This is a genomic window from Pseudocitrobacter sp. 2023LY-00077, from assembly GCF_055796175.1.
This window is the reverse complement of sequence record NZ_JBSPEI010000011.1, coordinates 89,719-114,843: the sequence shown is the minus strand read 5'-3', so window position 1 is coordinate 114,843 and position 25,125 is coordinate 89,719. Positions and strand designations below refer to the sequence as shown.

Below are 25,125 nucleotides of genomic sequence, written 5' to 3'. Positions count from 1 at the left end.
GTGGTTTAACCTGCACGATAGATAAATTCCCCCTCCAGCACATCAACGCTGCTGGTGCCCACGAAAATGTTGAATCTGCCTGCCTCGATGACGTTCTCGCCCTCGGCGTTACAGAACCCCAGCATCTCCTCGTTCACGGCGAATATGACGCGCCGCGTTTCATAAGCGTTTAACGCCACCTGCTGAAACTCTTTCAACATCATTATCGGGCGCGCGACGCTGGCAACGCAGTCCTGGAGATAGAGTTGAATCGTCTCGACGCCGGCGTGTGGCGTCAGATTACGCACCGTCAGGCCTACCGTCAGCGTTTCGCCAGCGACAAATTGCGCAGCGAGGGTTAACTCGCTGAGCTCAACACGATGCCACGAGAGCCCGAAGCCAAACGGGAAGAGCGGCGTAGTGGGGCAATCGAGGTATTTCGAAATAAACCGAGGGCTGTGATCGGATTTATCCGCCGGTCTTCCGGTGGCAAGCGTATTGTAATAAATCGGCACCTGGCCGTTTGCGCGGGGGAAGCTCATTGCCAGACGCCCGCTCGGATTGCGCTTGCCGTAAAGCACATCGGCTATCGCGTGCCCGCCTTCGCTGCCGGGAAACCACGCCTCGATAACGGCATCAGCATGTTCCACCACATCACTCAATACCAGCGGGCGACCGTTGAAAAGAATCAGCACCGTTTTCTTCGCCACCCGCGCGATCGCCTGAATAAACTCCACCTGATGATGCGGCAGATGGATATCGGTGCGGCTTGCGGCTTCCCCGCTCTGCATCATATGCTCGCCCATTGCCAGCAGCACCACATCAGCCTCACGCGCATACTGCAACGCGCGCGCCTGCTCGGTTTGCCGTTGTTCTTCGCTCATGCAGGATTGCGCATCAACCTGCGTGGTCGCGCCAAATTCACCGAGAAAATCGTAATTAAGCAGCAGATCGCAGCCTTGCGTGGTCAGCAGGTCATCCGGCGCGAGCACTTCATCCAGCGCCTGTTTGAGGGTGACGCTGTGGGTCGTCTCGCCGTAGACCGCCCACAGGCCGATAATATCCGGGTTATCGGCATAGGGGCCAATCAGGGCGACTTTTGTGCCCGGTTTCAGCGGAAGCAGGGCATTATCGTTTTTTAACAGCACCAGACTGCGGGCCGCGGTTTCCCGCGCCAGCGCCAGATGATCCGGGTGATAAAACCATGCCCGTTCTTTTTCTTCCGACGCGCCGCGAAACGGGTCGTCAAACAATCCCAGCGTTTCTTTCAGTTGCAGCACGCGCGTCACGGCCTGATCCAACGCGTCTTCGGATATCACACCTGCTTTAACCAGCGCGGGCAGATGATTGACATAGCAGGGCGATTTCATGTCGATATCGAGCCCGGCGTTAAAGGCCAACTGGCTGGCATGGCGCTCATCCTCTGCCACACCGTGAGGAATGAGTTCCTTCACGGCGGCATAGTCGGCGATAGTCACGCCGTCAAAATGCCAGCGCTCGCGCAGGAGGGTGTTGAGCAGCCAGCGATTGGCAGTGGCGGGAATGCCGTCGAGCGTATTAAATGCCGTCATCACCAACTTACATCCTGCCTGAACTGCGGCAAGATAGGGCGGGAGATAATCTTCGAAAAGCGACTGCCGCGACAGCTCAACGGTATTGTAATCGCGCCCGGCGACAGGCGCGCCATACCCGGCGAAATGCTTCACACAGGCCGCCAGCCCTTCACCGTGTTCCAGGTTATGCTGGAAACCGCGCACACAGGCGCTGACTATCCGACTGTTAAGCAGTGAATCTTCGCCCGTCGATTCCATACAGCGGCCCCAGCGGGCATCGCGCACCAGGTCAGCCATGGGCGCAAAGGTCACATGGCTGCCCGCGCTGACCGCTTCTTTTGCCGCTACCTGACAGCAACGCTCGATCAGCGCGGGCGACCAGCTACAGCCCAGCGCCAGCGGAATGGGGAAAACCGTGCGATAGCCGTAAACGATATCCGCCATAAACAGCAGCGGGATTTTCAGGCGGCTGTTTTGCAGATGCTGTTCCTGAATATGACGCGTTTTTTTCGCGCCAGACACGTTCAATACTGAACCGGCGCACTGAACCTGTTGCTGGCTGATGCCGAGCTTCGCTTTTGGGCCAACGGTAAGTTGAGGTTCATCGACGAAAAACTCACCGGAAAGCTGTACCAGCTGGCCGACTTTCTCCTCCAGCGTCATCTGCGCCAGAAGCGTCGTGATTCTGCTCATCAGTGGGTTTCCTCAGCTTCGCGCTTCAGCGCCTCTTTTTCCGCCAGCTTAAACCACGGGAACCACAGCAACGGAGAGAGAATCAGCTGTAAAAACAGATGCAGCAGAATAATAGAGGTCGCGCCGCCAATGGAGGCAAAGAAGCCCAGCGGCAGGCCAAAAATGGTTTGCGCGCCGACAATTTTGGCGACCAGCCCCATTTTGATCAGCGCCCAGGAAAGGGTTATCGCAATCGCGTTATTGGTGATAAAAGGCACCATCAGGTGATAGTTCATCACCAGCGGCGTACCGAAGATCACCGGTTCGGTAATGCCAAACAGGGCAGGCGTCAGTGCCAGGCGACCGACCTGTTTAAATTGCTTACTGCGCGACAGGCACATCAGCAATACCAGCCCCAGCGCCAGGCCGCTCCAGGTGACGATATTAAAGAATGCCAGTCCCAGCACGTTAGGCAATTCCTGACCGTTCTGCCAGGCAGCGAGGTTTTCAAGATCCATTGCCAGCCAGATGGGCGTCACCAGCGGTAAAACGACGTTGGTGCCATGGATACCCAAAAACCAGAAGATCTGCATGATAAGCGTCACCAGCAGGAATGCCAGCAGGCTTCCGCCCAGCCCTTTCAGCGGTTGCTGAATCAGCGTGTAGATACACTGGTGAAAACTGCCCCAGGGCGTGTCCATAAAGGCACGGTTGATAAGCAGCGCCACCAGACCAACGGTCAGAAACGGCAGTAGTCCCTGGAAGACACGGCTAATCATGGGTGGAACGCCTTTCGGCATTTTTATCGTCCAGCCGCGCTGTACCACAAAGATGAACAAACGCCCGACGCCAAGGCCTATCAGCATGGCCGAGAAAACGCCCTGCACGCCGAGCCAGGTCAAAGGAATGGACGCGATATTTCCTTCGGCGTCCGCCAGCGGCGTGACAATCAAAAAGGCCATCACGGATGCAATGCCGCAGAGAGAACCATCAATATCGACGTCATAATGGCTTACCAGATGGCGCGCCATAAAGAAGGTGACATAGATGGCTAAGATGCCCAGGGTGCAGGTGGCGACGCCGCTGAAAACCGGGATCATCTTCGTCGCGACAAAGAATTGATGCACGCTATCGATGGGGAAAACGATAAGCAATACGCTAATCGAGCCGATGAGCGTAATGGCGATGGTGGAAACCATTGATACAGAGATGGTTTGCAACCATGGGCTGCGACCCAGAGCGGCAATAACGGGATCTAGTTTCTGAAAAGCTTTCTCAAATTTATTCATGGTAAATATATTTAATTGGCCAAAGTTGCCGTTATTTTTGTGATTATTTGTGTGGGAATGTGTTAAGCGTATCAATCTTTAATCATGGCAACCTGTTCTACTCTTAGGCAGAATATGAACATCTAACGGTTGTTTCAGTCGAAAAAAAAGTAGTTTATTGATATGACTGAATTTAAGATGTTTGAAAGTTGTTCCTTTCAGGATTGAGAACAAGATGATTTATAAAAACATCGTTAATGCAATTCGGGAATTAATCACCAGTAATAATATTTCTATGGGCGAACCTTTACCTCCTGAATATCAACTGGCGCAACGCTGGAATGTATCGCGCAATACCATCCGCAAAGCGCTGGCGGAACTGGCCGCAGAGGGCGTCATCGAGACGCGTAAGGGCGCGGGGAGCTTTCTGTGTTATAAAAAATTTGTGCCCCAGGTCAACACCTCTATGGGCTTTAGTGAAATTGCGCGCCTGCACGGTAAGCCATCCACCAGTCGGGTGTTGAAGTTTGAAGCGTTGCCCGCCACGGAGGACATAGCGGCAAAATTGAAAATTCCGTCCGGCGAGTGGGTTTATCAGGTGAAACGAATACGCCTGATTGACAATATTCCGATGCAACTGGAGAACACCTGGCTTTCGGTGACGCGTTTCCCGCAGCTAACAATCAGCGATATGAATAAATCAAAATTTGATTTTTTTGAACGCGTGTGTGGGATAACGATATCAGGATCGTTTGAAACGTTCTCGACTGAGCTGGCAAATCAGGAAGTGGCGCGGATATTAAATATTAGCGTTAAAGATCCGGTCATCCGTATGGAGACGCAGGCGGTGGATATCCACCATGTAATTCTCGATTATTCTATTCTTTATAATAATAGCTATGAATTTAATGTGCAGTATTTTTGGCCGCGGCAGCTGACGCAAAAATAAACGTGCCGGAGGCATCCTCCGGCACTGTGGCAAATTACCGTCCTGCCTTCAACTTCTGATAATACTCTTCATAAATCGCGCTGGCCGCGCCAACGTCATTCTGCCATTCGCCTTTGTTGATGGTATCAGCGTCAGGGTAGAGTGATTTATCGTTAGCCACGTCCGGACTCAGCAGCTTACGCGCCGCGAGGTTTGGCGTTGGGTAGCCGATGGTTTCCGCGACCTGTTTTGCCACTTCCGGGCGCAGCAGGAAGTTGATGAGTTTCAGTGCGCCTTCTTTGTTTTTGGCATTTGCTGGAATAGAGAGACTATCCATCCAGAAGATGCCGCCTTCTTTCGGCCACACGACCTCCAGCGGCGTACCGTTCTGACGCGCGACCCACGCCGAGCCGTTCCACACCATACCCAGGTTCACTTCGCCTTCCATATACGGGTTGGCCGGGTTATCAGAGTTGAACGCGGCCACGTTCGGCATCAGTTTTTTCAGCTCGTTATAGGCGGCTTCAATCTCTTTCGGGTCAGTGGTATTGCCGGAATAACCCAGCTTGCGCAGCGCCATCTGGAACACTTCGCGCGCATCGTCCGTTAAAAGCAGGCTGTTTTTGTACTCCGGCTTCCACAGATCGGCCCAGCTGGTGATGCTTTTCGGATCGATACTGTCGCTGTTCACGCCGATAGCGGTCGCCCCCCAGATATACGGGATGGAGTAATCATTGTTCGGGTCGAACGGTTTATTGAGCATTTCCGGGTCGAGGTTGCCGAAGTTGGTTAACTTCGTTTTATCGATCTTCTGGATCATGCCCTCTTTGCGCATTTTATCGACGTAATAGGTGGAAGGCACCACCAGGTCATAGGCGCCGTCTTTGTAGGTTTTAAGCTTAGCGTACATGGTTTCATTCGATTCATAGGTCGAATAGATAACCTTGATACCCGTCTCTTTGGTGAACTGTTCTAACAGCCCCGGTGGAACATATTCCGTCCAGTTGTAGAAGTAGAGTGTTTTCGTGTCATCAGCATGAGCGGCGCTCATTCCCAGTGCTAAAGCACCCGCTGCGAGCAGGTGGCGTGACCATTTTTTCATTTAACGTCCCCTGATTGAGCCCCGAAAGGCTGCTGTGTTGATTAGCCTGAATTCAGGCCAACTCCCATTATGCCTGGCGCGCCAGACCTTTCGTTTTATCGCGAGCAATAAGCTGGCTGGCAATGACCAGTATCAGTGATAGCACCAGCAAAATCGTCGCCAGCGCATTCACTTCCGGTGAAACGCCGACTTTAACCATTGAGTAAATTTTTAGCGGTAAAATCTCATAGCCCGGCCCGGTAACAAATGAGGACACGACCACATCATCCATTGAGAGCGTAAAGCTCAACAGCCAACCGGCGGCCACCGCAGGCATCGCCAGCGGTAGTATGATTTTTCGTAAAATAGTGAGTTCGCTGGCACCCAAATCTTTTGCTGCTTCCAGCATCCGCACATCAAACCCTTTCAGGCGCGAGTAGACGGTGACCACCACAAACGGCAGGCAGAAGGTGATATGCGAGAACAGCAGCGACCAGAAGCCGAGCTGGATCCCCAGCAACATAAACAGCACCAGTAGCGAGATGGCCATCACGATGTCCGGTGACATCATCACCACGAACAACATGCCGCTGACAAACGGTTTGCCGCGAAAACGGTAGCGATAGAGTGCCACCGCCGTCAGCGAACCAATAAGTGTGGCAAAGGTTGCCGAGAAGATAGCCATCGTCAGCGAGTGCTGAGCGGCCTGTAACAGGCTATCGTTGTTCATCAGCAGGCTATACCAGTTGGTGGTAAAACCCTGCCAGTTAATCCCGAAACGCGAGCTGTTAAAGGAGTTCACGATTAAAATAACAATCGGGATGTAGAGATAAGCGTAAATGGCGGTCATAAAACCGCCGCGCAGCAGTTTACCGATCATTCCAGCTCCACCTTTTTATTCAGCAGACGCGAGGCGCGCCAGTAAACGAGCAGCATCAGACCCATCACTACCGTCAATGTAATGCTGGTGGCCGCACCGAACGGCCAGTCGCGAATATTGAGGAACTGGCTCTTAATGACGTTACCAATGAGCAGGTTTTTCGCGCCGCCCATCAGGTCAGAGACGTAGAACAGGCCCATCGCGGGCAGCATGACCAGCAGACAACCTGCGATAATGCCTGGCATCGTCAACGGAATGATTATGCGTATGAACGTTTGCAGCTTATTGGCCCCCAGATCCTTCGCCGCTTCCAGCAAGGGTTTATCGAGTTTTTCGATGCTGGAGTAGAGCGGCATCACCATAAACGGCAGCAGGATATAGACCAGGCCGATGATGACCGCGCTCGGCGTGAACATGATGCGAATCGGCGTGTCGATAACGCCCAGCCACAGCAAAAACTCGTTCAGATAGCCTTTGGTGCTGAGGAAAATTTTCAGCCCGTAGATACGAATCAACGAGTTAGTCCAGAAGGGAACGATCAGCAGAAACAGCAGCAGCGGGCGCACCTTGTGCGGCAGCTTTGCCAGAAACCAGGCGAAGGGATAGCCCAGCACCAGGCAGGCGAGCGTAGCAATGAGCGCCATGTTCAGCGAGTGCAGCAGCACCTCGAAGTACAGCGGGTCGAGCAGGCGCGCGTAGTTATCCAGCGTAAAGACCATTTTGACGAAACTGGCGTCGTCGCGGGTCAAAAAGCTGGTACCGATGATCATCAGGTTGGGCAGAAAGACAAATAACACAAGCCAACCGACGATTGTGGCAATCACCACATTCTGGAACTTACTTGTGTTCTTCATCAGCCAGTACGACCTCCCAGCTTTCTACCCAGTTGATAGCCATTTTTTGATCGAGCGAATGGTCAAAGTCCGGGTCATCTTCATTAAAGAATTCGCTGACCAGCACCATCTTGCCATTTTCCAGCTCGACGACCGACTCCAGCGTCATGCCCTTATAGTTGCGCTCACGCACGTAGCCAATCAGGCCTTCAATGTGATCGTTGTGGTTGATTTCATCGACGCGCAGATCTTCCGGGCGCAGCAGCACATTCAGTTTCTGGCCGGGCGTCACCGGGAAATTGACGTCAATATTGCACTCGCGGCCCTCGACGTTGGCACGTACCCGGCGTTCATCCAGACGCTCAATCACGGTCGCGTCGAAAATATTGATCTCGCCAATAAAACTGGCGACAAACAGGTTTTTCGGCTCTTCGTAAATTTCACGCGGGGTGCCGTCCTGCTCGATACGTCCGTCGCGCATCACCACGATGCGGTCCGACATGGTGAGCGCTTCTTCCTGATCGTGGGTGACAAAGACAAAGGTGATACCCAGCTTTCGCTGCAACGCTTTGAGTTCGTTCTGCATCTGCTTACGCAGCTTGTAGTCGAGCGCAGAGAGCGATTCATCCAGCAACAGCAGGCTCGGTTTATTGACCACCGCACGGGCAATCGCCACGCGCTGCTGCTGACCGCCGGAGAGCTGATGCGGTTTGCGCTCAGCGAACTCTTCCAGTTGCACCATACGCAGCGCGTCGGTTACACGAGGGGTAATTTGATCGGCAGGGGTTTTCTGCATGCGCAGACCAAATGCCACGTTTTCGAAGACGGACATGTGCGGAAAAAGCGCATAGCTCTGGAAAACGGTGTTAACGTGGCGATCTTCGGCCGGAACGTTAGTAATATCCTGATTTTCCAAGTGAATCGTCCCAGAGTCTACATTTTCAAGACCCGCAATAAGACGAAGGACGGTTGTTTTACCGCAGCCAGAGGGCCCAAGCAGCGTGAGGAACTCGCCGTTATTGATGGTCAGGTTCAGATCGGAGATGACCGTTTTACCATCGAAGCCTTTGCGAATTCCCGCCAATTGCACCAGCGGTGAAAGCGAACGCGATTGTGTATTCAATTTTTTACTCTGTCCCATTCAGACGCACCGGATGGCTTACCGATGCGGGGTTTGTGGTTAACCACCTTTAGACGTATAGAGGCCTGACACATATTAAGGCCTGGCATTCTACGGCAATCGTGTTAAATCGCCAATCCTCTATGCATACAGATGAGCTATCTTTAAGCCTGTAAATGATTTAGCGAAAAAAAATGGGCTTTGCCGGGGTAAAAGTGACCTGACGCAATATTTGTGTTTTCCCGCTTATTGATAATGTTGTCACAAAAAGTGAGGGTGACTGCATGGATAAATTACTTGAGCGTTTTTTACAGTATGTTTCTCTGGACACGCAATCTAAGCCCGGCGTGCGTCAGGTGCCGAGTACAGAGGGGCAGTGGAAACTGTTGCATCTGCTCAAAGAACAGCTTGAAGCAATGGGGCTGGTGAATGTCACTCTGAGCGAAAAAGGCACCGTGATGGGCACGTTGCCTGCGAATATCGACGGCGATATTCCAGCGGTAGGCTTTATTTCACACGTCGATACCGCACCCGATTTCAGCGGTAAAAACGTCAATCCACAAATCGTGGAAAACTATCGCGGCGGCGACATTGCGCTGGGTATCGGCGATGAAGTGCTTTCGCCAGTGATGTTCCCGGTGCTGCATCAACTGCTGGGCCAGACGCTTATCACCACTGACGGCAAAACGCTGCTCGGCGCAGATGATAAAGCGGGCATCGCAGAAATCATGACCGCGCTGGCGGTACTGAAAGAGAAAAACATTCCTCACGGCGATATCCGCGTGGCGTTTACGCCAGACGAAGAAGTGGGCAAGGGCGCAAAGCACTTTGATGTGGAAGCCTTTGATGCCCGCTGGGCTTATACCGTGGATGGCGGCGGTGTGGGTGAACTGGAGTATGAAAACTTCAACGCCGCATCGGTGATTATCAAGATAGTCGGCAACAATGTGCATCCGGGTACCGCGAAAGGGGTGATGGTCAATGCGCTGTCGCTGGCCGCGCGCATTCATGCGGAAGTGCCCGCTGATGAGAGCCCAGAAAAAACAGACGGTTACGAAGGCTTTTATCATCTCAACACGATGAAAGGTTCCGTTGATCGCGCGGAAATGCACTACATCATTCGCGATTTTGACCGTAAGCAGTTCGAAGCGCGGAAACGCAAAATGATGGAGATCGCCAAGAAGGTCGGCAAAGGGCTGCATCCGGATTGCTACATTGAGCTGATCATTGAAGACAGCTATTACAATATGCGCGAGAAGGTGATGGAGCATCCGCACATCATTGATATCGCTCAGCAGGCGATGCGTGATTGCAATATCGAGCCGGATCTCAAACCGATTCGCGGCGGTACCGACGGCGCACAGCTTTCCTTTATGGGGCTGCCATGCCCAAATCTCTTCACCGGCGGCTACAACTATCACGGTAAACACGAGTTTGTGACGCTGGAAGGGATGGAAAAAGCGGTGCAGGTGATTGTGCGTATCGCGGAGCTGACGGCGAAGCGGGCGGGGTAAGTCTCCCCCTCACCCTAACCCTCTCCCACTGGGAGAGGGGACCGATTGAGCTCATAGTTACGTTCAATGCGGGTTTTCTCCCTCTCCCTGAGGGAGAGGGCCGGGGTGAGGGGCCTCACTCACCCCTCAAAAAACCAGTACCCGCTGTTTACCAGCGCGGCCAGCATCGCGAGGAATGACGGGTCTTCCAGCGCATCGCCGAAGTGTTCGCTTTCCAGCACCATATTTCCTGCCAGCGCATTCAGTGCCGGACGATGAGGTGAGTCGATTTTTTCGCCGTTAACGAAAACATCGTCGCCGATTTTCAGCACGCGTAACCCACCTAAACGCGCCAGTTTATCGCCCTGTTGCAGCGCGTCGTAAATTTCATCTGGTTGATACGGCGGCTCTGGCGGCGCGACGTCCAGCTCGTGGCGTGACTGGCTGATAAACTCGCCGAGCCATTGCTGGAACTGCTCTGGCTGATTCATTAACCCCTGCATCATTTCGCGCAGACGGTCGACTTCCTGCGGCAGAATATCCGCCGGATGCGCGCGCGCAGGCACGTCCGGATCGGTATAACGCTGGCTGCCCAGTTCGCGTTGCAGGATGTAATCGGCAAAACCACTAAACAGTTCGCGACCGCTTGGCGCGCGGAAACCCACGGAGTAGTTCAACGAGTTTTCCAGCGAATAACCTTCGTGCGGGAAGCCTGGCGGGATGTACAGAATATCACCTGGCTCGAGCTCTTCATCAATGATGCCTTCGAAAGGGTCTACCTGGAGTAAATCAGGGTGCGGGCAGTGCTGTTTCATCGGCACTTTCTCGCCCACGCGCCAGCGACGGCGGCCGGTACCCTGAATAATGAAGACGTCGTACTGGTCAAGATGCGGGCCAACGCCGCCGCCCGGTACGGAGAAGGAAATCATCAAGTCGTCAATGCGCCAATCGGGCAGGGCGCGGAAGGGACGCATCAGCGCCGCAGAGGGCTCGTGCCAGTGATCGACCGCCTGAACCAGCAACGACCAGTTGGTTTCATCGAGGTGATCGTAGCTTTCAAACGGCCCGTGGCTGACCTGCCATTTTCCGTCAAGATGGCTCACCAGCCGGCTGTCGACTTCGTTTTCCATCGCCAGGCCTGCCAGCTCATCCGGCGAAATAGGGTCGACAAAGTTAGCAAACCCGCGTTTGAGGACCACCGGGCGTTTCTGCCAGTAGCGTTCGATAAAGTCGGGCCAGTTGAGCGTTAAGTGATAATCCATATTAGTATGTCCGCAGCAGGTGTTTTCTCGGATTATACACGTAATCCGGCAACCTGCCTGCTGCGCAAACCGGATTTAGCCGACGTGGTGCTCCAGGTTCTGGCGACCAAAAACCACGTCCATTTTTGCCCCGCCCAGCAGGCTGTCGGCGGTGATGATTTGCCCGTCATACTGCTCGACAATATCGCGAGCGACGGACAGTCCGACACCCTGGCCTGGCCTGAGTGTATCGGCACGCTGGCCGCGATCGAACACCAGATCCCGTTTACCCTGCGGAATGCCCGGACCATCATCTTCAACAATCACGTGCAATTGATTGTCGGCCTGATGCGCGGACACTTCCACGAACTCAAGGCAGTATTTGCAGGCGTTATCCAGCACGTTGCCCATCACTTCCATGAAGTCGTTTTTCTCGCCGACAAAGCTAATCTCCGGCGAAATGTCGAGGCTAATGCTCACGCCCTTACGCTGATACACCTTATTCAACGCGGAAATCAAACTATCGAGAGTTGGCGCGACGGGGTGAAGCTCGCGGCTCAACAGAGTACTGTCGGTACGCATACTGGCGCGATTGAGGTAATAGCCAATTTGCTGAGAGATGCGGCTAATTTGTTCCAGCATAATGGGTTCGGCTTCGCTGACGCTGATTTTTTCACTGCGCAGCGAGCGCAGAGAACTTTGCAGCACCGCCAGCGGCGTTTTCAGGCTGTGCGTCAGGTCGGTGAGGGTGGTGCGATATTTATCATAACGCTCGCGTTCGCTTTTCAGCAGGCGATTCAGGTTACGCACCAGGCCGGTCAACTCGCGGGTCGTTTCCGGGTTTAACGCTTCGCGGTTATGCTCTTCAAGCTCGCGCACTTCGCGCGTCAACGCCGCCAGCGGGCGCAGGCTCCAGTGCGCCGCCACCCACAGCAGCGGAACCACCAGCAGCAGGTTGGCTGCCAGCACGTAGATAAACCAGCTCCACACCATATAAGAGCGTTTAAGCTCGATAGGGATCGTGTCGATCACCACGATCACCAGCGCGGGCATTAGCTTTGTCGCCGGGTAGCTGTTGACCGCAACAGAGTGCGTCATCTCTGAGTCATCATCTTCTTTGCGGATTTCACTCAGCTGTTCCTGCGCTTCCTGGTTATCGGTCAGTAAGGTGCTGGAGGAATTGATATCCGCTTCTATCTCATGGAAGCCGTTACCGCGCAGCCACTCCTTCTGAATACGGTTTTTCAGCCAGGGAACATCTTTCTGCTGCCAAAGCAGATTGCCTTTGGTGTCATAGATGATGGCCATCGTCGGGCTTTGACGAATGAGGTTATCGGGCATGTCGACGGTTAATTTGCCGTCTTCCCATTTGGAAAAGGTATAGAACAGATTGCTTTCACCGCGCAGCAGGCGGAAGGTGGTTTTGTCGAAGCTGACGCTGTAACCCACCAGGGCCACCATACCGTAAGCGAGAGAAAGCACCATCACCACGGCTGCGGTCGCCAGCAAGAAGCGAACCCGCAGCGAGAGGGGCAGCATATGCCGCAATAGCTTGTTCATCCGCGCAGTTCGAACAGATAGCCCTGGCCACGGACGGTGTTGATCACGTCATGCGGATATTGCGCCTGAATTTTCTTGCGCAGGCGCCCCATCAACACATCGATGGTGTGGCTCTCGCGCAGTTCGGCGTCGGGGTAAAGCTGGAGCATCAGGGAATCTTTGCTTACCACTTTGCCGTTATTGCGAATCAGCGTTTCAATAATGGTGTATTCGAACGCCGTCAGCTTGATCACTTCGTCGTTGATCGACAGTTCGCGACGTGACAGATCCACCTGGAACGGCGGCAGGGAGATCACCTGTGAAGCATGGCCGCTGTTCCGGCGCATCAGCGCCTGCATGCGCGCAGCCACTTCTTCAATATGGAACGGCTTGGTGACGTAGTCATCGGCCCCGGCACTCAGCACCTCGACTTTATCCTGCCAGCCTTCGCGGGCAGTCAGTACCAGAACCGGTAACGAAATATCGTGACTGCGCCAGCGGCGAATCAGAGAAAGGCCGTCTTCATCCGGCAACCCGAGGTCGACAATGGCAATATCCGGCAGATGCTCGCCCAAATAGTAATCCGCTTCCTTTGCGTCTTCCGCCGCATCAACCTGATGACCCAGCTCCTGAAGCTGAACCTTCAGATGGTGACGTAACAGGGCGTTATCCTCTACCACGAGTACGCGCATGTTTTTTCTCCATATCATTATTGAAGTTAATAGTTTAACCCTGGCTGGTTATACTAAAACTAAACACCGGCCAGTAAAAGACGTTGTCCTGATTCGTTTTTTTTATGATTCAATATAGCGCTCAATTTTCTCTTTTGGCTTCGACAGCAATATTTTTACCAGCTCGACAAACTTAACGGGCTTGTAGAAATAGTAACCTTGCAGCAGGCTGATATTGTTACGGTTGAGGTAGTTCAGCTGCGTTTGCGTTTCGACACCTTCGGCGACAATCGTTAAGGAGAGTTTCCGCGCCAGGTCAAGTACGCAATCGAGCAATTTTGTGGAGTCCTCATCTTCGTTCACGCGACCGACAAAACTCTGATCGATTTTAATGTAATCGATGTTCAGATCGTGCAAATAAGAGAGGCCGGAATAACCGGTGCCGAAATCGTCCAGTGCAATCGCAAAACCATTCGCGTGCAGCGTGTTGAGGTTACTGATGAGCTGTTCATCCACGTGCAACGGTTCGCGCTCGGTCACTTCCAGCACCAGCGTCAACTTTTTATTCACAAAACCCGCCTGGTATTTCAGGCAATCCTCAACGAAAGAGGCCGCGTTGATGTGTGCGGCGCTGAAGTTAATACCGACGTGAAAGCCCTCCGGCAATTTGCTGCTGATGGCATTCATATGCGCCACCACCTGCCACATAAGCGACTGCGTAAGCGGAATGATTAATCCGGATTTCTCCGCCAGCGGGATAAAAGCCGCAGGGGAAATAAACCCAGCGTCAGGATGTTTCCAGCGCGCAAGGACTTCGATACCACGTATAGAGTTATCTCGCCCATCCATCACCGGTTGGTAATAGGGGATAATTTCACCGTTGTTGATCGCGCGTCGTAGGGCATCCGCCGGGGTTATCGTTTTATTTAAATATTTATTGAGAGACCAGCCAGCAAGACAGGAAATCAGCAGAATGAAAATGAGGACGCCAGCGCCCTGACGGAAAATACGTTTCAGACTGAAGAAGGCAGGGGACGCGTACTGGACAGAAAATGGATATATTTTGGCCTCAATAATGTCTTCGCGATTATTATGGCTCCCCACCTCGCGTACATCTCCATCCTGACCGAGCGAGAGCTGTCCGACAATCATGCGGAGCTGCTCATTTTTTCCGGTGCTGTTCAGCGCATCATGAATATGAGAATCGCTGATGGTAACCAAAATTATCCCATCCGATGAGTCTGCGCGATAAACAAGCGCTGGATGCTGATGGACATTATCTTTAGCGCGAACCAGCGTTAACTGCGTATCAGGGAGGGAGGCCAGGTTAGTCAACAGAAGACGGTTACCAGGCAGTGAGGTACACCATGCCTTACCCTCTTTCAGTATGAGAATCGTTCTGAGGTGTGGGCTAAGTACCGCCGTTATTCCTAACTGATACTGCCCCTCAACGGTACAGCCCGATGCAGCAATAGCCATGCCTGTTTTACTGGCGGCCTTAGCCTCATCAAGAATCTGGTTTATATTTTTGACTGCGTGAGTGGCACCTGCAATGTTGTCAATTTTGGCGGAATACCAAAGTTGCACATTCAGAATGAAAATCCCGGCAATAAAAGTCAGCACTGCGGCAATCGGCGGAATGATAGCCCTAAGCATGTTGGGTTTCCTGATGAGCGAAGTTGTCGCTGACAGCGCGTAATACTAAGGAGTATAGAAGATGTATGCGGAGTGTTGATGGGGCAGGAAAAGGAATAAGCAGGAGAATTTCCCTCCCCATTCAGGGGAGGGAATCAGCCATTATTTCAGGTCATCGACCATCTGAATCGCGCGGCCAATATAGTTCGCCGGCGTCATCGCTTTCAGACGCACTTTTTCGTCTTCCGGCAGGGCCAGGCCGTCGATAAACTGTTTCATCCCTTCAGCATCAACGCGTTTGCCGCGCGTCAGCTCTTTCAGTTTTTCGTACGGTTTTTCAATGCCATAACGACGCATTACCGTTTGAATCGGCTCAGCAAGCACTTCCCAGTTGTGATCCAGTTCGTCCAGCAGACGGTCGCGGTTCACTTCCAGCTTGCTCACACCTTTCAGGGTTGACTGGTAGGCAATCAGCGCATAGCCAATACCCACGCCCAGGTTACGCAGCACGGTGGAGTCCGTCAGGTCACGCTGCCAGCGGGACACCGGCAGTTTGCTCGCCAGATGCTGAAGCACGGCGTTCGACAGGCCCAGGTTGCCTTCGGAGTTTTCAAAGTCAATAGGGTTAACTTTGTGCGGCATGGTGGATGAACCAATTTCACCGGCGATGGTTTTCTGCTTGAAGTGGTTCAGGGCGATGTAGCCCCACACATCACGGTCAAAGTCGATCAGGATCGTGTTGAAACGCGCCATGCAATCAAACAGTTCGGCGATGTAATCATGCGGTTCGATCTGGGTGGTGTACGGGTTCCACTGAATACCCAGAGAAGTCACAAACTCTTCGCTGAACTGATGCCAGTCAACTTCCGGATACGCCACGATGTGGGCGTTATAGTTGCCGACCGCGCCGTTGATTTTACCCAGAATTTCAACCTGGTTAAGCTGGCGATACTGACGCTCCATGCGGTAAGCCACGTTGGCCATCTCTTTACCGATGGTGGACGGGGTCGCCGGCTGGCCGTGCGTACGCGACAGCAGCGGAATATCACGGTACTGCACCGCTAAATCTTTAATGCCGTCGATAAGCTTGCGCCAGTAAGGCAGGATCACTTCATCACGCGCGGTTTTCAGCATCAGCGCATGAGACAGGTTGTTAATATCTTCAGAAGTACAGGCGAAGTGAATGAACTCAGATACCGCATGCAGCTCCGGCACGTCCGCCACTTTTTCTTTCAGGAAATACTCAACCGCTTTCACATCATGGTTAGTGGTGCGCTCAATGGTTTTGATGCGCGCGGCATCTTCTTCATTGAAGTCGGCAACGATTTTATCGAGGAAACCGTTTGCGTCTGCGGCAAAAGCAGGAACTTCCTTGATCGCTGCCTGCGCAGCCAGCTTTTGCAGCCAGCGCACTTCAACTTGCACACGGAATTTCAGCAAACCGAATTCGCTGAAAATGCCGCGCAGCGCGCTGACTTTATCGCCGTAGCGGCCGTCGACAGGGGAAACGGCGGTCAGTGAGGATAATTCCATAGATCATAACTCCGGGGTTAAATGAGCAAGAATTTGTTTTGCCTGAGTGGTCAGGCGATTACGGGAAAACATGAGCTGCAGGCGTCCTCCGCCAACCTGGTGCCAGAGCACGGCAGAGCGGATGCCCGCCAGCAATGAGGCGCGGACTTTTGCCTGCACCTGCGGGCTTTGCAGCACGGCAGGGGAGCCGGTAACCTGAATACGCGGACCAAGCGGGCTGATAACATCGACATAGATACCGGCCATCGCGCTCAGCAGGGTTTCAGACTGTAAATCGAAGTGGTCAAGCTGGCGCTGCAGACCAGCGATACGGTCGCCGAGCGTATCCATCGCGCCTTTCGCTGAGGCCAGTTTACGTTCGAGCACCATTAAACTCAGAGTATAGCGGGTGAGCTCGGCGTTGAGCCCCTGACGGCTGCTGGCATTCAGTACGCCTAACAGCGTTTCCAGGCCGAGACGAAGATTGGCTTCACTGCCACCGAACACGCCCAGCGTTGAATCCGGGTTCAGGTCGATAACGCTGTTCAGCGACACATGCAGCGCGTCGCTATCGCAGTGGCCCTGATGAGCCAGTTGTTGCACCAGGCTGGCGGACTGGCAGATACCCGCCAGCGCCAGGGTGATGTCGTAGTAGTTCTTCGCCACGCTAACTCCTTGTTGATACCCCGCGCTTGAGCGCGGCCAGGGCGTCTGGTGCCCCGGCGTTGGGGAGACGACTGCTGTTTATTATGCCGGCAGCGGTATGCGCTGTTCGATCACGCCGCCGCCCAGGCAGACTTCACCGTTGTAGAACACGGCGGACTGGCCCGGCGTGACTGCGGCAACGGGCTCATCAAAACGCACTTCAATGCGTTCTTCATCCAGCGCGGTGACGGTGCAGGGAATATCCGTCTGGCGGTAACGTGTTTTGACCGTACAGCGGAACGTACCCTGAACAGGCTCGCGATCGACCCAATGCAGCTGCTGGGCAATTAAGCCAACGGACATCAGGCGCGGATGGTCATGGCCCTGCGCAACGACCAGAATATTGTTTTCGACATCTTTATCGACAACGTACCACGGATCTTCCGACCCTTCTTTGGTACCGCCAATGCCAAGACCTTTACGCTGACCCAGGGTGTGATACATCAGCCCCTGGTGTTCGCCAATCTCTTCACCATCAACGGTGACGATTTTGCCCGGCTGGGCAGGCAGGTAGCGGCCTAAAAATTCACGGAATTTACGCTCGCCGATGAAACAGATACCGGTGGAATCTTTTTTCTTCGCGGTGATGAGATCCAGCTCTTCGGCGATTTTACGCACCTGCGGTTTTTCCAGCTCGCCAACCGGGAAGAGGCTTTGGGCAATCTGTTCGTGACCGAGGGTGTAAAGGAAGTAGCTCTGATCTTTATTGCCATCCAGCCCGCGCAGCAGCTGGCTTTTGCCGTTGACATCTTTACGGCGCACATAGTGTCCGGTGGCGATGTAATCAGCACCTAAATCTTCTGCGGCGAATTCGAGGAAGGCTTTGAATTTGATCTCTTTGTTACACAGGATATCCGGGTTTGGCGTGCGGCCCGCTTTGTACTCTTCCAGGAAGAGTTCAAAAACGTTGTCCCAGTATTCAGCGGCAAAGTTAACGGTGTGCAGCTCAATGCCGAGCTTATCGCAGACCGCTTGCGCATCGGCAAGATCGGCGGCGGCAGTACAATATTCCTCGCCGTCGTCTTCCTCCCAGTTCTTCATGAACAGGCCCTCAACCTTATAACCTTGTTGTTGCAACAGGTAGGCTGAGACGGAGGAATCAACACCGCCGGACATGCCGACGATCACTTTTTTCTGGCTTTCTGACATTGGAATACTCACGACATTGAACTTCAAGGCGGCATATTCTAGCACGCAGCCCCTTACTTGACACCCTCTGTAAACGGCCAGTTAAATGCACCGATTAGCGAGAGAGGGTAACGCTCGCCGCTCTGGTAGCTATGAATGCTTTCCGCGACCAGCTTTGAACGCAGATTCGCGGCGTTAAGAATTTCCTCAGCGCTGACCCACAGACAGCGATCAATATCGCTGTCGTGCGGTTCGGTCGGGCAAATATCGTCCAGCTCTATCAAAAACAGAAAGCGCAAAAAGGGGGTTTTGTCGGGCGCTATCCACTGGTGCATACGGATAAAGTGCTGCGGCGTAGCGCGAATACCGGTTTCTTCCCACAATTCGCGCTCGGCAGCCTGCACTAACGTTTCGTCGGCTTCGAGGTGTCCGGCGGGTTGATTCCACAACGCTTTACCGTTGATGGTCTCTTCTACAACCAGAAATTTGTCTTTGGCATGCACAATGCAGGCAACGGTGACATGAGGTTTAAACACAATCTCTCCTGTTAATCGGCGTCGCGCCATTCACCATTCGCCAGGCCATCCAGACGATAGTCGCCCATCGCGTAGCGAATCAGACGCAAAGTTGGGTGGCCAACGTGAGCCGTCATGCGGCGTACCTGACGGTTGCGGCCTTCGTATAGCGTGACTTTCAGCCAGGTGGTGGGAATCGACTTACGCTCACGTATCGGCGGATTTCGCGGCCACAGCCATTCGGGTTCATTCACCACTTCAATTCCTGCGGGCAACGTTGGGCCATCGTTGAGCGTCACGCCCGTGCGCAGAGCCGTCAGCGATTCCTCGCTCGGTTCGCCTTCAACCTGCACATAGTAAATTTTTCCGGTGCGCTTGCCCGGTTGCGTCAACCGCGCCTGCAACACACCGTCGTTGGTAAGCACTAAAAGGCCTTCGCTATCGCGATCGAGACGTCCGGCGGCGTATACGCCTTGCACCGGAATAAAATCTTTCAGCGTGCTGCGGCCCGCTTCGTCAGTAAATTGCGGCAAAACATCGTAGGGTTTATTGAACAAAACTACGCGTTTTGGCTGGTTATCTTTACGTTGTTTGGCAGCTTGTTTCGTGCTGAATCGCTTAACCGGGTGATTTCTAAAAGAAGTTTTCTGCATGGTATTTTCAGATGTTATGTATTCGCGCATTATAGCCTAATAACGAGTGTCTTTCATGGCGCCGAACAATAAGGTAGTATTGACACGATCATTACAAATCATTAACAAAAATGCTCTAACTCTTTGTGTTGCAGGAAGGCGGTAAGACAGTGCATTTCCGGGGTTTAACCGGCATGTAGTAAACAGCGAGAACCTGTGGCGTAAAGGATGACGAGCACACCAGAAGCGCTCGAAGGAGAGGTGAATGGAAAGCAAAGTAGTTGTTCCGGCAGAAGGTCAAAAAATCACCCTGAAAGACGGCAAGCTGAATGTGCCGCACAATCCGATTATCCCATTCATTGAAGGCGACGGCATCGGTGTTGATGTAACCCCACCGATGATCAAAGTTGTGAATGCCGCAGTTGAGAAAGCCTACAAAGGTGAGCGTAAAATTTCCTGGATGGAAATCTACACCGGCGAGAAATCCACTCAGGTTTATGGCCAGGATGTCTGGCTGCCAGCTGAAACGCTGGATCTGGTACGCGAATATCGCGTTGCCATCAAAGGCCCGTTGACCACGCCAGTTGGCGGCGGTATCCGTTCTCTGAACGTTGCCCTGCGTCAGGAACTGGACCTCTACGTTTGTCTGCGCCCGGTGCGTTACTACCAGGGCACCCCAAGCCCGGTTAAACATCCTGAACTGACCGATATGGTTATCTTCCGTGAAAACTCAGAAGATATCTATGCGGGTATCGAGTGGAAAGCGGACTCCGCTGACGCAGAGAAAGTGATTAAATTCCTGCGCGAAGAGATGGGCGTGAAGAAAATTCGCTTCCCGGAACATTGCGGTATCGGCATCAAGCCGTGCTCCGAAGAAGGTACTAAACGCCTGGTTCGCGCCGCTATTGAATACGCAATTGCTAACGACCGTGACTCTGTGACTCTGGTTCACAAAGGCAACATCATGAAGTTCACCGAAGGCGCGTTCAAAGACTGGGGCTACCAGCTGGCACGCGACGAATTCGGCGGCGAACTGATCGACGGCGGCCCGTGGCTGAAAATCAAGAACCCGAAAACCGGCAAAGAGATCGTTGTTAAAGACGTCATCGCTGACGCCTTCCTGCAGCAGATCCTGCTGCGTCCGGCTGAGTACGATGTGATTGCCTGTATGAACCTGAACGGTGACTACATCTCTGACGCCCTCGCAGCACAGGTTGGCGGTATCGGTATTGCTCCGGGCGCGAACATCGGCGACGAATGTGCCCTGTTTGAAGCGACCCACGGTACTGCACCGAAATACGCAGGCCAGGACAAAGTAAACCCGGGCTCCATCATTCTGTCCGCAGAAATGATGCTGCGTCATATGGAATGGTTCGAAGCGGCTGACCTGATTGTTAAAGGCATGGAAGGCGCTATCGCTAACAAGACCGTGACCTATGACTTCGAACGTCTGATGGAAGGCGCTAAACTGCTGAAATGTTCAGAGTTTGGTGACGCGATTATCGCGAATATGTAATTGAAATAGCGTTAAGCCCCGCTCTTTACTTAAAGGCGGGGCTTTTTTTCGCTCAGGCTTAGAGGGAGATTGCTGTAACCTTACCTTTATCGATGGGGGCGTAGTACCAGAATTGTTGGTTAATTTCTGCCTGTCTCATCTTTTCGGGCTGAATAATTTTCTTCGCACCATCGACAGTTACCGTTATCGGTGAAGCAAGCGGGGTCGCGCTAATAACGGCCAAATCACCTTCTGTATTACTGTAGGCCACGATATCGTTAGCGAGCGTATGCTGCTGCCCATCAGCAACGACTGAATAGTCAAACTTCACTTTCTTCTTGATAATTCTCTGAACGCCATAATAGTCGCCGTAGACCGCAGGATCGTGGAAGAAACCAAAGTGACCGCCACTGTTTTGCAATTTGACAAAATAGTAATCGGGGATGGTAAACGCCTGCTTTCCTGTCGCAAGCTGCTGGCTAATAACTTTTTGCCTGACGACTTCCTGGCGGGCAGTTTTTTCGTACGCGTTATACATCATGGGATAAGACCATAGGAAAGTTATCCCACATAGTGCGGTAACGGCTGCCGTACCGATGACTCCCGCTCTCACACCACTGGTTAATAAGCCATGAGCCAGGAAAGCAATGGCCAGCAGAAAGAACATGAAGGTCCCGTTCATTACCCGATCTGGATAGGAGGGAGAGGCAAACATGATTAATGATGTGCCCAGACCTATGCAAACCACCAGCGCTGCGGTAACAAGATGGCTCTTTTCAATTTTTGCGCGAATTTGCTTGTTGAAGACAACCAACAGCACCAGCAGAAACAATACGACATAACCAATCCAGATAAGTGCCAGATGATTATGCACGCGTTCAGTCAGGTGAATGAAAATTCGTTCAAAAACGGATTTCCCATACCAAAAGTCTTTCCCGCTGGCGCGGATAAAGTTACCTGGAGAGAGAATTAAAACACATGATCCCAGGATTGCACTGATGCTGTAGATAATCTTATTGACTGAAACTGACTTTGTACGCCACAGCTCGTACGCGATGGTGAGCACAGAAAGCAAGGAGACAAAAGGCGAGACACTTTCATTAGAACAACCCGCCATAAAGCTCAGCAAGGCAATTAATGGGTTGATTGTTTTGATATTTTGGGTCGTGATACGGTAGATATAAAACAACCACGCCGCGACGAAAAGGTTAGTCCAAAGATAGTTTGCCGCACCCACAATCCAGAAGGTGGTTTGTCCTAAATTTGGGTTCGAAATCCAGTAGGTAAAAAAGATCAGCGGGAACAAAATATAATCAACTTTCGTCCAGCTCAGCGTGCCAGATGGCGTTTTAACAATGAAGTAGCAGAACGCAACCGTTGAGAAGCCTGCGGCAACGGAATAGATAATTTGTGATTGCGTGTAGAGAATCAGCGAACTGGCGTAATCGGCAATGATCCTGCCGCTCCAGGTCATATAATGATGTAAATGAGACTCAGGTGAGATCCCTAAAAGATAGTAGCGATAGTCATCTGAGTGAATCGGGGTAAACCACTCAATGAGAAATATGGCCAAAAATGCCAGCAGCAATATCGCCGCTTTGGGTAGTAACTTTAGCATGGTCGTAATTATTCCATCGTCCTGTTTTTACTCTTCAAGATGTAACGAGGTCTCTGCTTAACCTCCGTGTAAACGCGGCCAATATACTCACCGAGAATGCCGATGCCAATAAGCTGAATGCCGCCGAGAAAGAGAATAGCGGTCATGAGTGAGGGATAGCCCGGAACAGGATTGCCCCACAGCAGCTTATCCAGGATCATCCACGCGGCATAAATGAGAGAGAGGGCGGAAACGCTAACGCCAATATAGGTCCAGATCCGTAGAGGAAAAGTGGAAAAGCTGGTGATGCCTTCCAGCGCCAGGTTCCAGAGTTTCCAGCCGTTGAATTTTGAGTCGCCAGCAACGCGGTCCGCCCGCGCGTATTCAACAACATCGCAGCTGCCACCTACCCAGGAAAGTACGCCTTTCATAAAAAGATTTCGTTCAGGCAATAACTTAATATTTTCCACGACGTTGCGGGACATTAGCCTGAAATCACCCACATTTTCTTCAATCTTGGGCGTGCTGATTTTATTGTGTAATTTGTAAAACCATTCAGCGGTCTTGCGTTTCAGCCGGCCGTCAGTCGAACGATCGGTGCGCTTCGCCAGCACCATATCAGCGCCTGCTTGCCATTTTTTAATAAGGTGCGGAATCACCTCGATCGGGTCCTGCAAATCCACATCGATAGGGATTACCGCATCACCGGTGGCATGATCCAGACCTGCAAAGAGCGCTGGCTCTTTACCAAAATTACGCGTAAATGAGAGCGGCACTACCAACGGGTCGGCGACAGCCAGGGCGCTGATAATTGATTCGGTGGCATCACGACTACCATCATTGATAAAGACGATCTCGACATCGAACGGTTTTAATTCATCAAACTCTCTCACCGTCTTATAAAAGATAGGGATAGTGTCCTCTTCATTAAAGACGGGAACCACTAATGAAATTTTCATTTCGTATTCCTGAAAACAATGAACCGGGAATATAAGAATCCGCAAATCAGGCTGATCGCAGAGAAGACAACAAGTGTAATAATCGGCGCCATTGCGCACTCATCGGCTATCCAACCCACAATACCGCTCAGTGCACCCATAAAGCCGACATAGAGCAAATAGCGAGTGGTTGACGTGGTGGATTTGAAGGTAAATCGTGCGTTAGCAAAAAAACTAAAACTAACGGCCACAGCAAACCCGGCCACATTAGCCAGCGCCTGGCTTGTGTGGAAGGCGTAGACACATATGGAGAAAATAATCCAGTGCAAGGCAGTATTAAGTACGCCAATTGACGCATACTTTGTGAATAATTTTAACATTACCAAAATCAACAGGTTGAAATTCTGCGAAGTCTATCAGACTCGCGCCTGACGATCATTATTGCCCTGCGTAATTTGAGGGGCCAGCCAGACGAAATTATGACGTAGTCCTGTGCTCGCTACTGACTTGCCTGCGGGAAGAGGGGGTTATGACTAACATGACACACGACATTCCCGCAAACAGCAGCAGCGCAAATATCACACCATATCCCGCATAAATCTGCCCAAACAGTGCTGATCCAACCACCTGACCCGCTGCCAGCATAAAGAACGCGATGCTGACCCCAGTTGCCGGAGCCTGACGGAGGACATCGGCGGCATACACCAGCAACACGCCGGAAAGTGTGACATACCCGGCGCCGCACATCGCCACGGCGGGGATCAGCCACCCGGAGTAATTTTGCGAAAAAGCCATTAGCAGCAATAGCAGCGCCATGCTCAACTGAGATAAACGATAAATCTGCGCCCAGGCCAGGTAGCGAGCCAGTAACCCGGTGAATACCGCTAAAATGCCTGCCGCACCGCTTATCAGCCATAGCAGGCTGCGAAGCCGTGCATTTACACCAAGATGATGGCCGAGTATATCCGGGCCAAAACTCCACCAGGCCGCGCTGGCCGCGCCGCTTATCAGGGCGATAATGGCTAAGCGGATCATTGCTGGCGAAAACCATTCACGCAGGGGAAGAGGGCTTCGCTGCGGTTTTGCACCAGTTCCGGCGGGGATATGCCGATAAATCAGAAACAGGCACAGTGCTGCCAGCGCGGAAAAGGTCACACACGCCATTCGCCAGCCGCCGGGCAGGGCCAGCAATATCGGAACACTGATAATAATTCCCGCGCCGGTACCCGCATTAATGACGGTATTCACCTGCGGCTGGTGGTGCACGGAGATGCGCTGTGAAACAGCCTCTGCAAGCGCTGGAGAAGACAACCCGGCACTGGTGCCTGCGATGAAAAGCCCGATGGCGAGCATAAGCGGGGAATGTGCCAGTGCCAGCAGAATAAGCCCGACTGCTGCTGCCAGTGCGGCAGTCATTGCCGGCATGCGTGGGCCAAAGCGGGAAACCAGCAGCGGAGTGAAGACGATCGCCAGGCAGTAAGCCAGATAGCTGCAGGCCGCGATAATGCCGGCAATTTGTGGGCTAAACGACACCTCTTTCGCCACTTCCGGCATCATCAATCCCCAGGAAAATCTCGCCATCCCGTAGGTGACAGCGATAAGCGAAAAACCGGTGATCCCCAGTGCGATTGAATTTTTCATGGTTTCAAGCCTGGAATAACATCGCGGTAAGATCCAGTCTTCGCGGGGTTATTCAGTCTGAAAGCGGAA

General features: G+C 52.7%; 22 protein-coding genes. 3 read left to right on the top strand and 19 right to left on the bottom strand.

Annotation, left to right across the window (positions count from 1 at the left end; translation table 11 throughout):
* Positions 1 to 5: 5 nt before the first annotated feature.
* Together bglX and ACWWFX_RS15470 are read right to left on the bottom strand one after the other, a co-directional pair.
* Positions 6 to 2,225: a beta-glucosidase BglX gene (bglX, locus tag ACWWFX_RS15475; protein WP_473224188.1), complete on the bottom strand. Its 2,220-nt coding sequence runs from the start codon at positions 2,223 to 2,225 to the stop codon at positions 6 to 8.
* Positions 2,225 to 3,493 carry a PTS sugar transporter subunit IIC gene (locus tag ACWWFX_RS15470; protein WP_456145371.1) on the bottom strand — a complete coding sequence of 423 codons (1,269 nt, stop codon included), beginning with the start codon at positions 3,491 to 3,493 and terminating at the stop codon, positions 2,225 to 2,227. The genes bglX and ACWWFX_RS15470 overlap by 1 nt, the downstream gene beginning before the upstream one ends.
* A gap of 214 nt (positions 3,494 to 3,707) precedes the next feature.
* On the opposite strand from ACWWFX_RS15470, the gene ACWWFX_RS15465 reads away from it, so the two are divergent.
* Complete coding sequence (locus ACWWFX_RS15465; protein WP_473224187.1) at positions 3,708 to 4,421, top strand: GntR family transcriptional regulator; 714 nt, start codon at positions 3,708 to 3,710, stop codon at positions 4,419 to 4,421.
* 34 nt (positions 4,422 to 4,455) lie between these two features.
* Here ACWWFX_RS15465 and potD read toward each other — a convergent pair whose 3' ends face one another.
* The 4 genes from potD to potA all read right to left on the bottom strand — a co-directional run bounded on the left by potD (position 4,456) and on the right by potA (position 8,335).
* On the bottom strand, positions 4,456 to 5,502 hold the full coding sequence (gene potD, locus ACWWFX_RS15460) for a spermidine/putrescine ABC transporter substrate-binding protein PotD (RefSeq protein ID WP_276220191.1): 1,047 nt from the start codon (positions 5,500 to 5,502) through the stop codon (positions 4,456 to 4,458).
* 67 nt (positions 5,503 to 5,569) lie between these two features.
* The gene (potC, locus tag ACWWFX_RS15455; RefSeq protein ID WP_473224186.1) at positions 5,570 to 6,361 is read right to left on the bottom strand and encodes a spermidine/putrescine ABC transporter permease PotC; all 792 of its coding nucleotides are present in this window, start codon (positions 6,359 to 6,361) and stop codon (positions 5,570 to 5,572) included.
* On the bottom strand, positions 6,358 to 7,215 hold the full coding sequence (potB, locus tag ACWWFX_RS15450) for a spermidine/putrescine ABC transporter permease PotB (protein WP_276220189.1): 858 nt from the start codon (positions 7,213 to 7,215) through the stop codon (positions 6,358 to 6,360). The genes potC and potB overlap by 4 nt, the downstream gene beginning before the upstream one ends.
* A complete protein-coding gene (gene potA / locus ACWWFX_RS15445; protein ID WP_015964834.1) occupies positions 7,199 to 8,335 on the bottom strand; it encodes a spermidine/putrescine ABC transporter ATP-binding protein PotA in 1,137 nt (378 codons plus the stop codon). Before potA ends, potB begins: the two co-directional genes overlap by 17 nt.
* 263 nt (positions 8,336 to 8,598) lie before the next feature.
* Here potA and pepT point away from each other — a divergent pair, with 263 nt between their 5' ends.
* Positions 8,599 to 9,828 carry a peptidase T gene (pepT, locus tag ACWWFX_RS15440; protein WP_188016901.1) on the top strand — a complete coding sequence of 410 codons (1,230 nt, stop codon included), beginning with the start codon at positions 8,599 to 8,601 and terminating at the stop codon, positions 9,826 to 9,828.
* A gap of 119 nt (positions 9,829 to 9,947) precedes the next feature.
* Here pepT and ACWWFX_RS15435 read toward each other — a convergent pair whose 3' ends face one another.
* The 9 genes from ACWWFX_RS15435 to rluE all read right to left on the bottom strand — a co-directional run bounded on the left by ACWWFX_RS15435 (position 9,948) and on the right by rluE (position 19,436).
* On the bottom strand, positions 9,948 to 11,069 hold the full coding sequence (locus tag ACWWFX_RS15435) for a ribosomal protein uL16 3-hydroxylase (RefSeq protein ID WP_276220187.1): 1,122 nt from the start codon (positions 11,067 to 11,069) through the stop codon (positions 9,948 to 9,950).
* 75 nt (positions 11,070 to 11,144) lie between these two features.
* Positions 11,145 to 12,608, bottom strand: a complete 1,464-nt coding sequence (gene phoQ / locus ACWWFX_RS15430) for a two-component system sensor histidine kinase PhoQ (RefSeq protein ID WP_456145374.1) — start codon at positions 12,606 to 12,608, stop codon at positions 11,145 to 11,147.
* On the bottom strand, positions 12,605 to 13,279 hold the full coding sequence (phoP, locus tag ACWWFX_RS15425) for a two-component system response regulator PhoP (protein WP_015964830.1): 675 nt from the start codon (positions 13,277 to 13,279) through the stop codon (positions 12,605 to 12,607). The genes phoQ and phoP overlap by 4 nt, the downstream gene beginning before the upstream one ends.
* A gap of 102 nt (positions 13,280 to 13,381) precedes the next feature.
* The gene (locus ACWWFX_RS15420; protein ID WP_473224185.1) at positions 13,382 to 14,914 is read right to left on the bottom strand and encodes an EAL domain-containing protein; all 1,533 of its coding nucleotides are present in this window, start codon (positions 14,912 to 14,914) and stop codon (positions 13,382 to 13,384) included.
* A 141-nt stretch (positions 14,915 to 15,055) separates the two neighbouring features.
* A complete protein-coding gene (gene purB / locus ACWWFX_RS15415; protein ID WP_015964828.1) occupies positions 15,056 to 16,426 on the bottom strand; it encodes an adenylosuccinate lyase in 1,371 nt (456 codons plus the stop codon).
* 3 nt (positions 16,427 to 16,429) lie between these two features.
* The gene (gene hflD / locus ACWWFX_RS15410; protein WP_015964827.1) at positions 16,430 to 17,071 is read right to left on the bottom strand and encodes a high frequency lysogenization protein HflD; all 642 of its coding nucleotides are present in this window, start codon (positions 17,069 to 17,071) and stop codon (positions 16,430 to 16,432) included.
* An 81-nt stretch (positions 17,072 to 17,152) separates the two neighbouring features.
* A complete protein-coding gene (gene mnmA / locus ACWWFX_RS15405; RefSeq protein ID WP_276220185.1) occupies positions 17,153 to 18,259 on the bottom strand; it encodes a tRNA 2-thiouridine(34) synthase MnmA in 1,107 nt (368 codons plus the stop codon).
* A 53-nt stretch (positions 18,260 to 18,312) separates the two neighbouring features.
* The gene (locus ACWWFX_RS15400; RefSeq protein WP_473224184.1) at positions 18,313 to 18,774 is read right to left on the bottom strand and encodes an NUDIX hydrolase; all 462 of its coding nucleotides are present in this window, start codon (positions 18,772 to 18,774) and stop codon (positions 18,313 to 18,315) included.
* An 11-nt stretch (positions 18,775 to 18,785) separates the two neighbouring features.
* On the bottom strand, positions 18,786 to 19,436 hold the full coding sequence (gene rluE / locus ACWWFX_RS15395; protein WP_276220183.1) for a 23S rRNA pseudouridine(2457) synthase RluE: 651 nt from the start codon (positions 19,434 to 19,436) through the stop codon (positions 18,786 to 18,788).
* A 214-nt stretch (positions 19,437 to 19,650) separates the two neighbouring features.
* On the opposite strand from rluE, the gene icd reads away from it, so the two are divergent.
* The gene (icd, locus tag ACWWFX_RS15390; RefSeq protein ID WP_276220182.1) at positions 19,651 to 20,901 is read left to right on the top strand and encodes an NADP-dependent isocitrate dehydrogenase; all 1,251 of its coding nucleotides are present in this window, start codon (positions 19,651 to 19,653) and stop codon (positions 20,899 to 20,901) included.
* A gap of 58 nt (positions 20,902 to 20,959) precedes the next feature.
* On the opposite strand, the gene ACWWFX_RS15385 is transcribed toward icd, so the two are convergent.
* The 4 genes from ACWWFX_RS15385 to ACWWFX_RS15370 form a co-directional block, all read right to left on the bottom strand.
* On the bottom strand, positions 20,960 to 22,507 hold the full coding sequence (locus tag ACWWFX_RS15385; protein WP_473224242.1) for a DUF6056 family protein: 1,548 nt from the start codon (positions 22,505 to 22,507) through the stop codon (positions 20,960 to 20,962).
* The gene (locus ACWWFX_RS15380; protein WP_276220181.1) at positions 22,507 to 23,436 is read right to left on the bottom strand and encodes a glycosyltransferase family 2 protein; all 930 of its coding nucleotides are present in this window, start codon (positions 23,434 to 23,436) and stop codon (positions 22,507 to 22,509) included. Before ACWWFX_RS15380 ends, ACWWFX_RS15385 begins: the two co-directional genes overlap by 1 nt.
* Entirely contained in the window at positions 23,433 to 23,795 is a 363-nt protein-coding gene (locus tag ACWWFX_RS15375; protein WP_473224183.1) for a GtrA family protein, read from the bottom strand. Before ACWWFX_RS15375 ends, ACWWFX_RS15380 begins: the two co-directional genes overlap by 4 nt.
* Before the next feature lie 97 nt (positions 23,796 to 23,892).
* A complete protein-coding gene (locus ACWWFX_RS15370) occupies positions 23,893 to 25,056 on the bottom strand; it encodes an MFS transporter (RefSeq protein WP_473224182.1) in 1,164 nt (387 codons plus the stop codon).
* Between the last annotated feature and the right edge of the window lie 69 nt (positions 25,057 to 25,125).

Excerpts from the sequence above, each read along its gene's own strand:
- bglX (WP_473224188.1), bottom strand. The coding sequence starts at position 2,225 with ATGAGCAGAATCACGACGCTTCTGGCGCAGATGACGCTGGAGGAGAAA.
- ACWWFX_RS15470 (WP_456145371.1), bottom strand. The coding sequence starts at position 3,493 with ATGAATAAATTTGAGAAAGCTTTTCAGAAACTAGATCCCGTTATTGCC.
- ACWWFX_RS15465 (WP_473224187.1), top strand. The coding sequence starts at position 3,708 with ATGATTTATAAAAACATCGTTAATGCAATTCGGGAATTAATCACCAGT.
- potD (WP_276220191.1), bottom strand. The coding sequence starts at position 5,502 with ATGAAAAAATGGTCACGCCACCTGCTCGCAGCGGGTGCTTTAGCACTG.
- potC (WP_473224186.1), bottom strand. The coding sequence starts at position 6,361 with ATGATCGGTAAACTGCTGCGCGGCGGTTTTATGACCGCCATTTACGCT.
- potB (WP_276220189.1), bottom strand. The coding sequence starts at position 7,215 with ATGAAGAACACAAGTAAGTTCCAGAATGTGGTGATTGCCACAATCGTC.
- potA (WP_015964834.1), bottom strand. The coding sequence starts at position 8,335 with ATGGGACAGAGTAAAAAATTGAATACACAATCGCGTTCGCTTTCACCG.
- pepT (WP_188016901.1), top strand. The coding sequence starts at position 8,599 with ATGGATAAATTACTTGAGCGTTTTTTACAGTATGTTTCTCTGGACACG.
- ACWWFX_RS15435 (WP_276220187.1), bottom strand. The coding sequence starts at position 11,069 with ATGGATTATCACTTAACGCTCAACTGGCCCGACTTTATCGAACGCTAC.
- phoQ (WP_456145374.1), bottom strand. The coding sequence starts at position 12,608 with ATGAACAAGCTATTGCGGCATATGCTGCCCCTCTCGCTGCGGGTTCGC.
- phoP (WP_015964830.1), bottom strand. The coding sequence starts at position 13,279 with ATGCGCGTACTCGTGGTAGAGGATAACGCCCTGTTACGTCACCATCTG.
- ACWWFX_RS15420 (WP_473224185.1), bottom strand. The coding sequence starts at position 14,914 with ATGCTTAGGGCTATCATTCCGCCGATTGCCGCAGTGCTGACTTTTATT.
- purB (WP_015964828.1), bottom strand. The coding sequence starts at position 16,426 with ATGGAATTATCCTCACTGACCGCCGTTTCCCCTGTCGACGGCCGCTAC.
- mnmA (WP_276220185.1), bottom strand. The coding sequence starts at position 18,259 with ATGTCAGAAAGCCAGAAAAAAGTGATCGTCGGCATGTCCGGCGGTGTT.
- rluE (WP_276220183.1), bottom strand. The coding sequence starts at position 19,436 with ATGCGCGAATACATAACATCTGAAAATACCATGCAGAAAACTTCTTTT.
- icd (WP_276220182.1), top strand. The coding sequence starts at position 19,651 with ATGGAAAGCAAAGTAGTTGTTCCGGCAGAAGGTCAAAAAATCACCCTG.
- ACWWFX_RS15380 (WP_276220181.1), bottom strand. The coding sequence starts at position 23,436 with ATGAAAATTTCATTAGTGGTTCCCGTCTTTAATGAAGAGGACACTATC.
- ACWWFX_RS15375 (WP_473224183.1), bottom strand. The coding sequence starts at position 23,795 with ATGTTAAAATTATTCACAAAGTATGCGTCAATTGGCGTACTTAATACT.
- ACWWFX_RS15370 (WP_473224182.1), bottom strand. The coding sequence starts at position 25,056 with ATGAAAAATTCAATCGCACTGGGGATCACCGGTTTTTCGCTTATCGCT.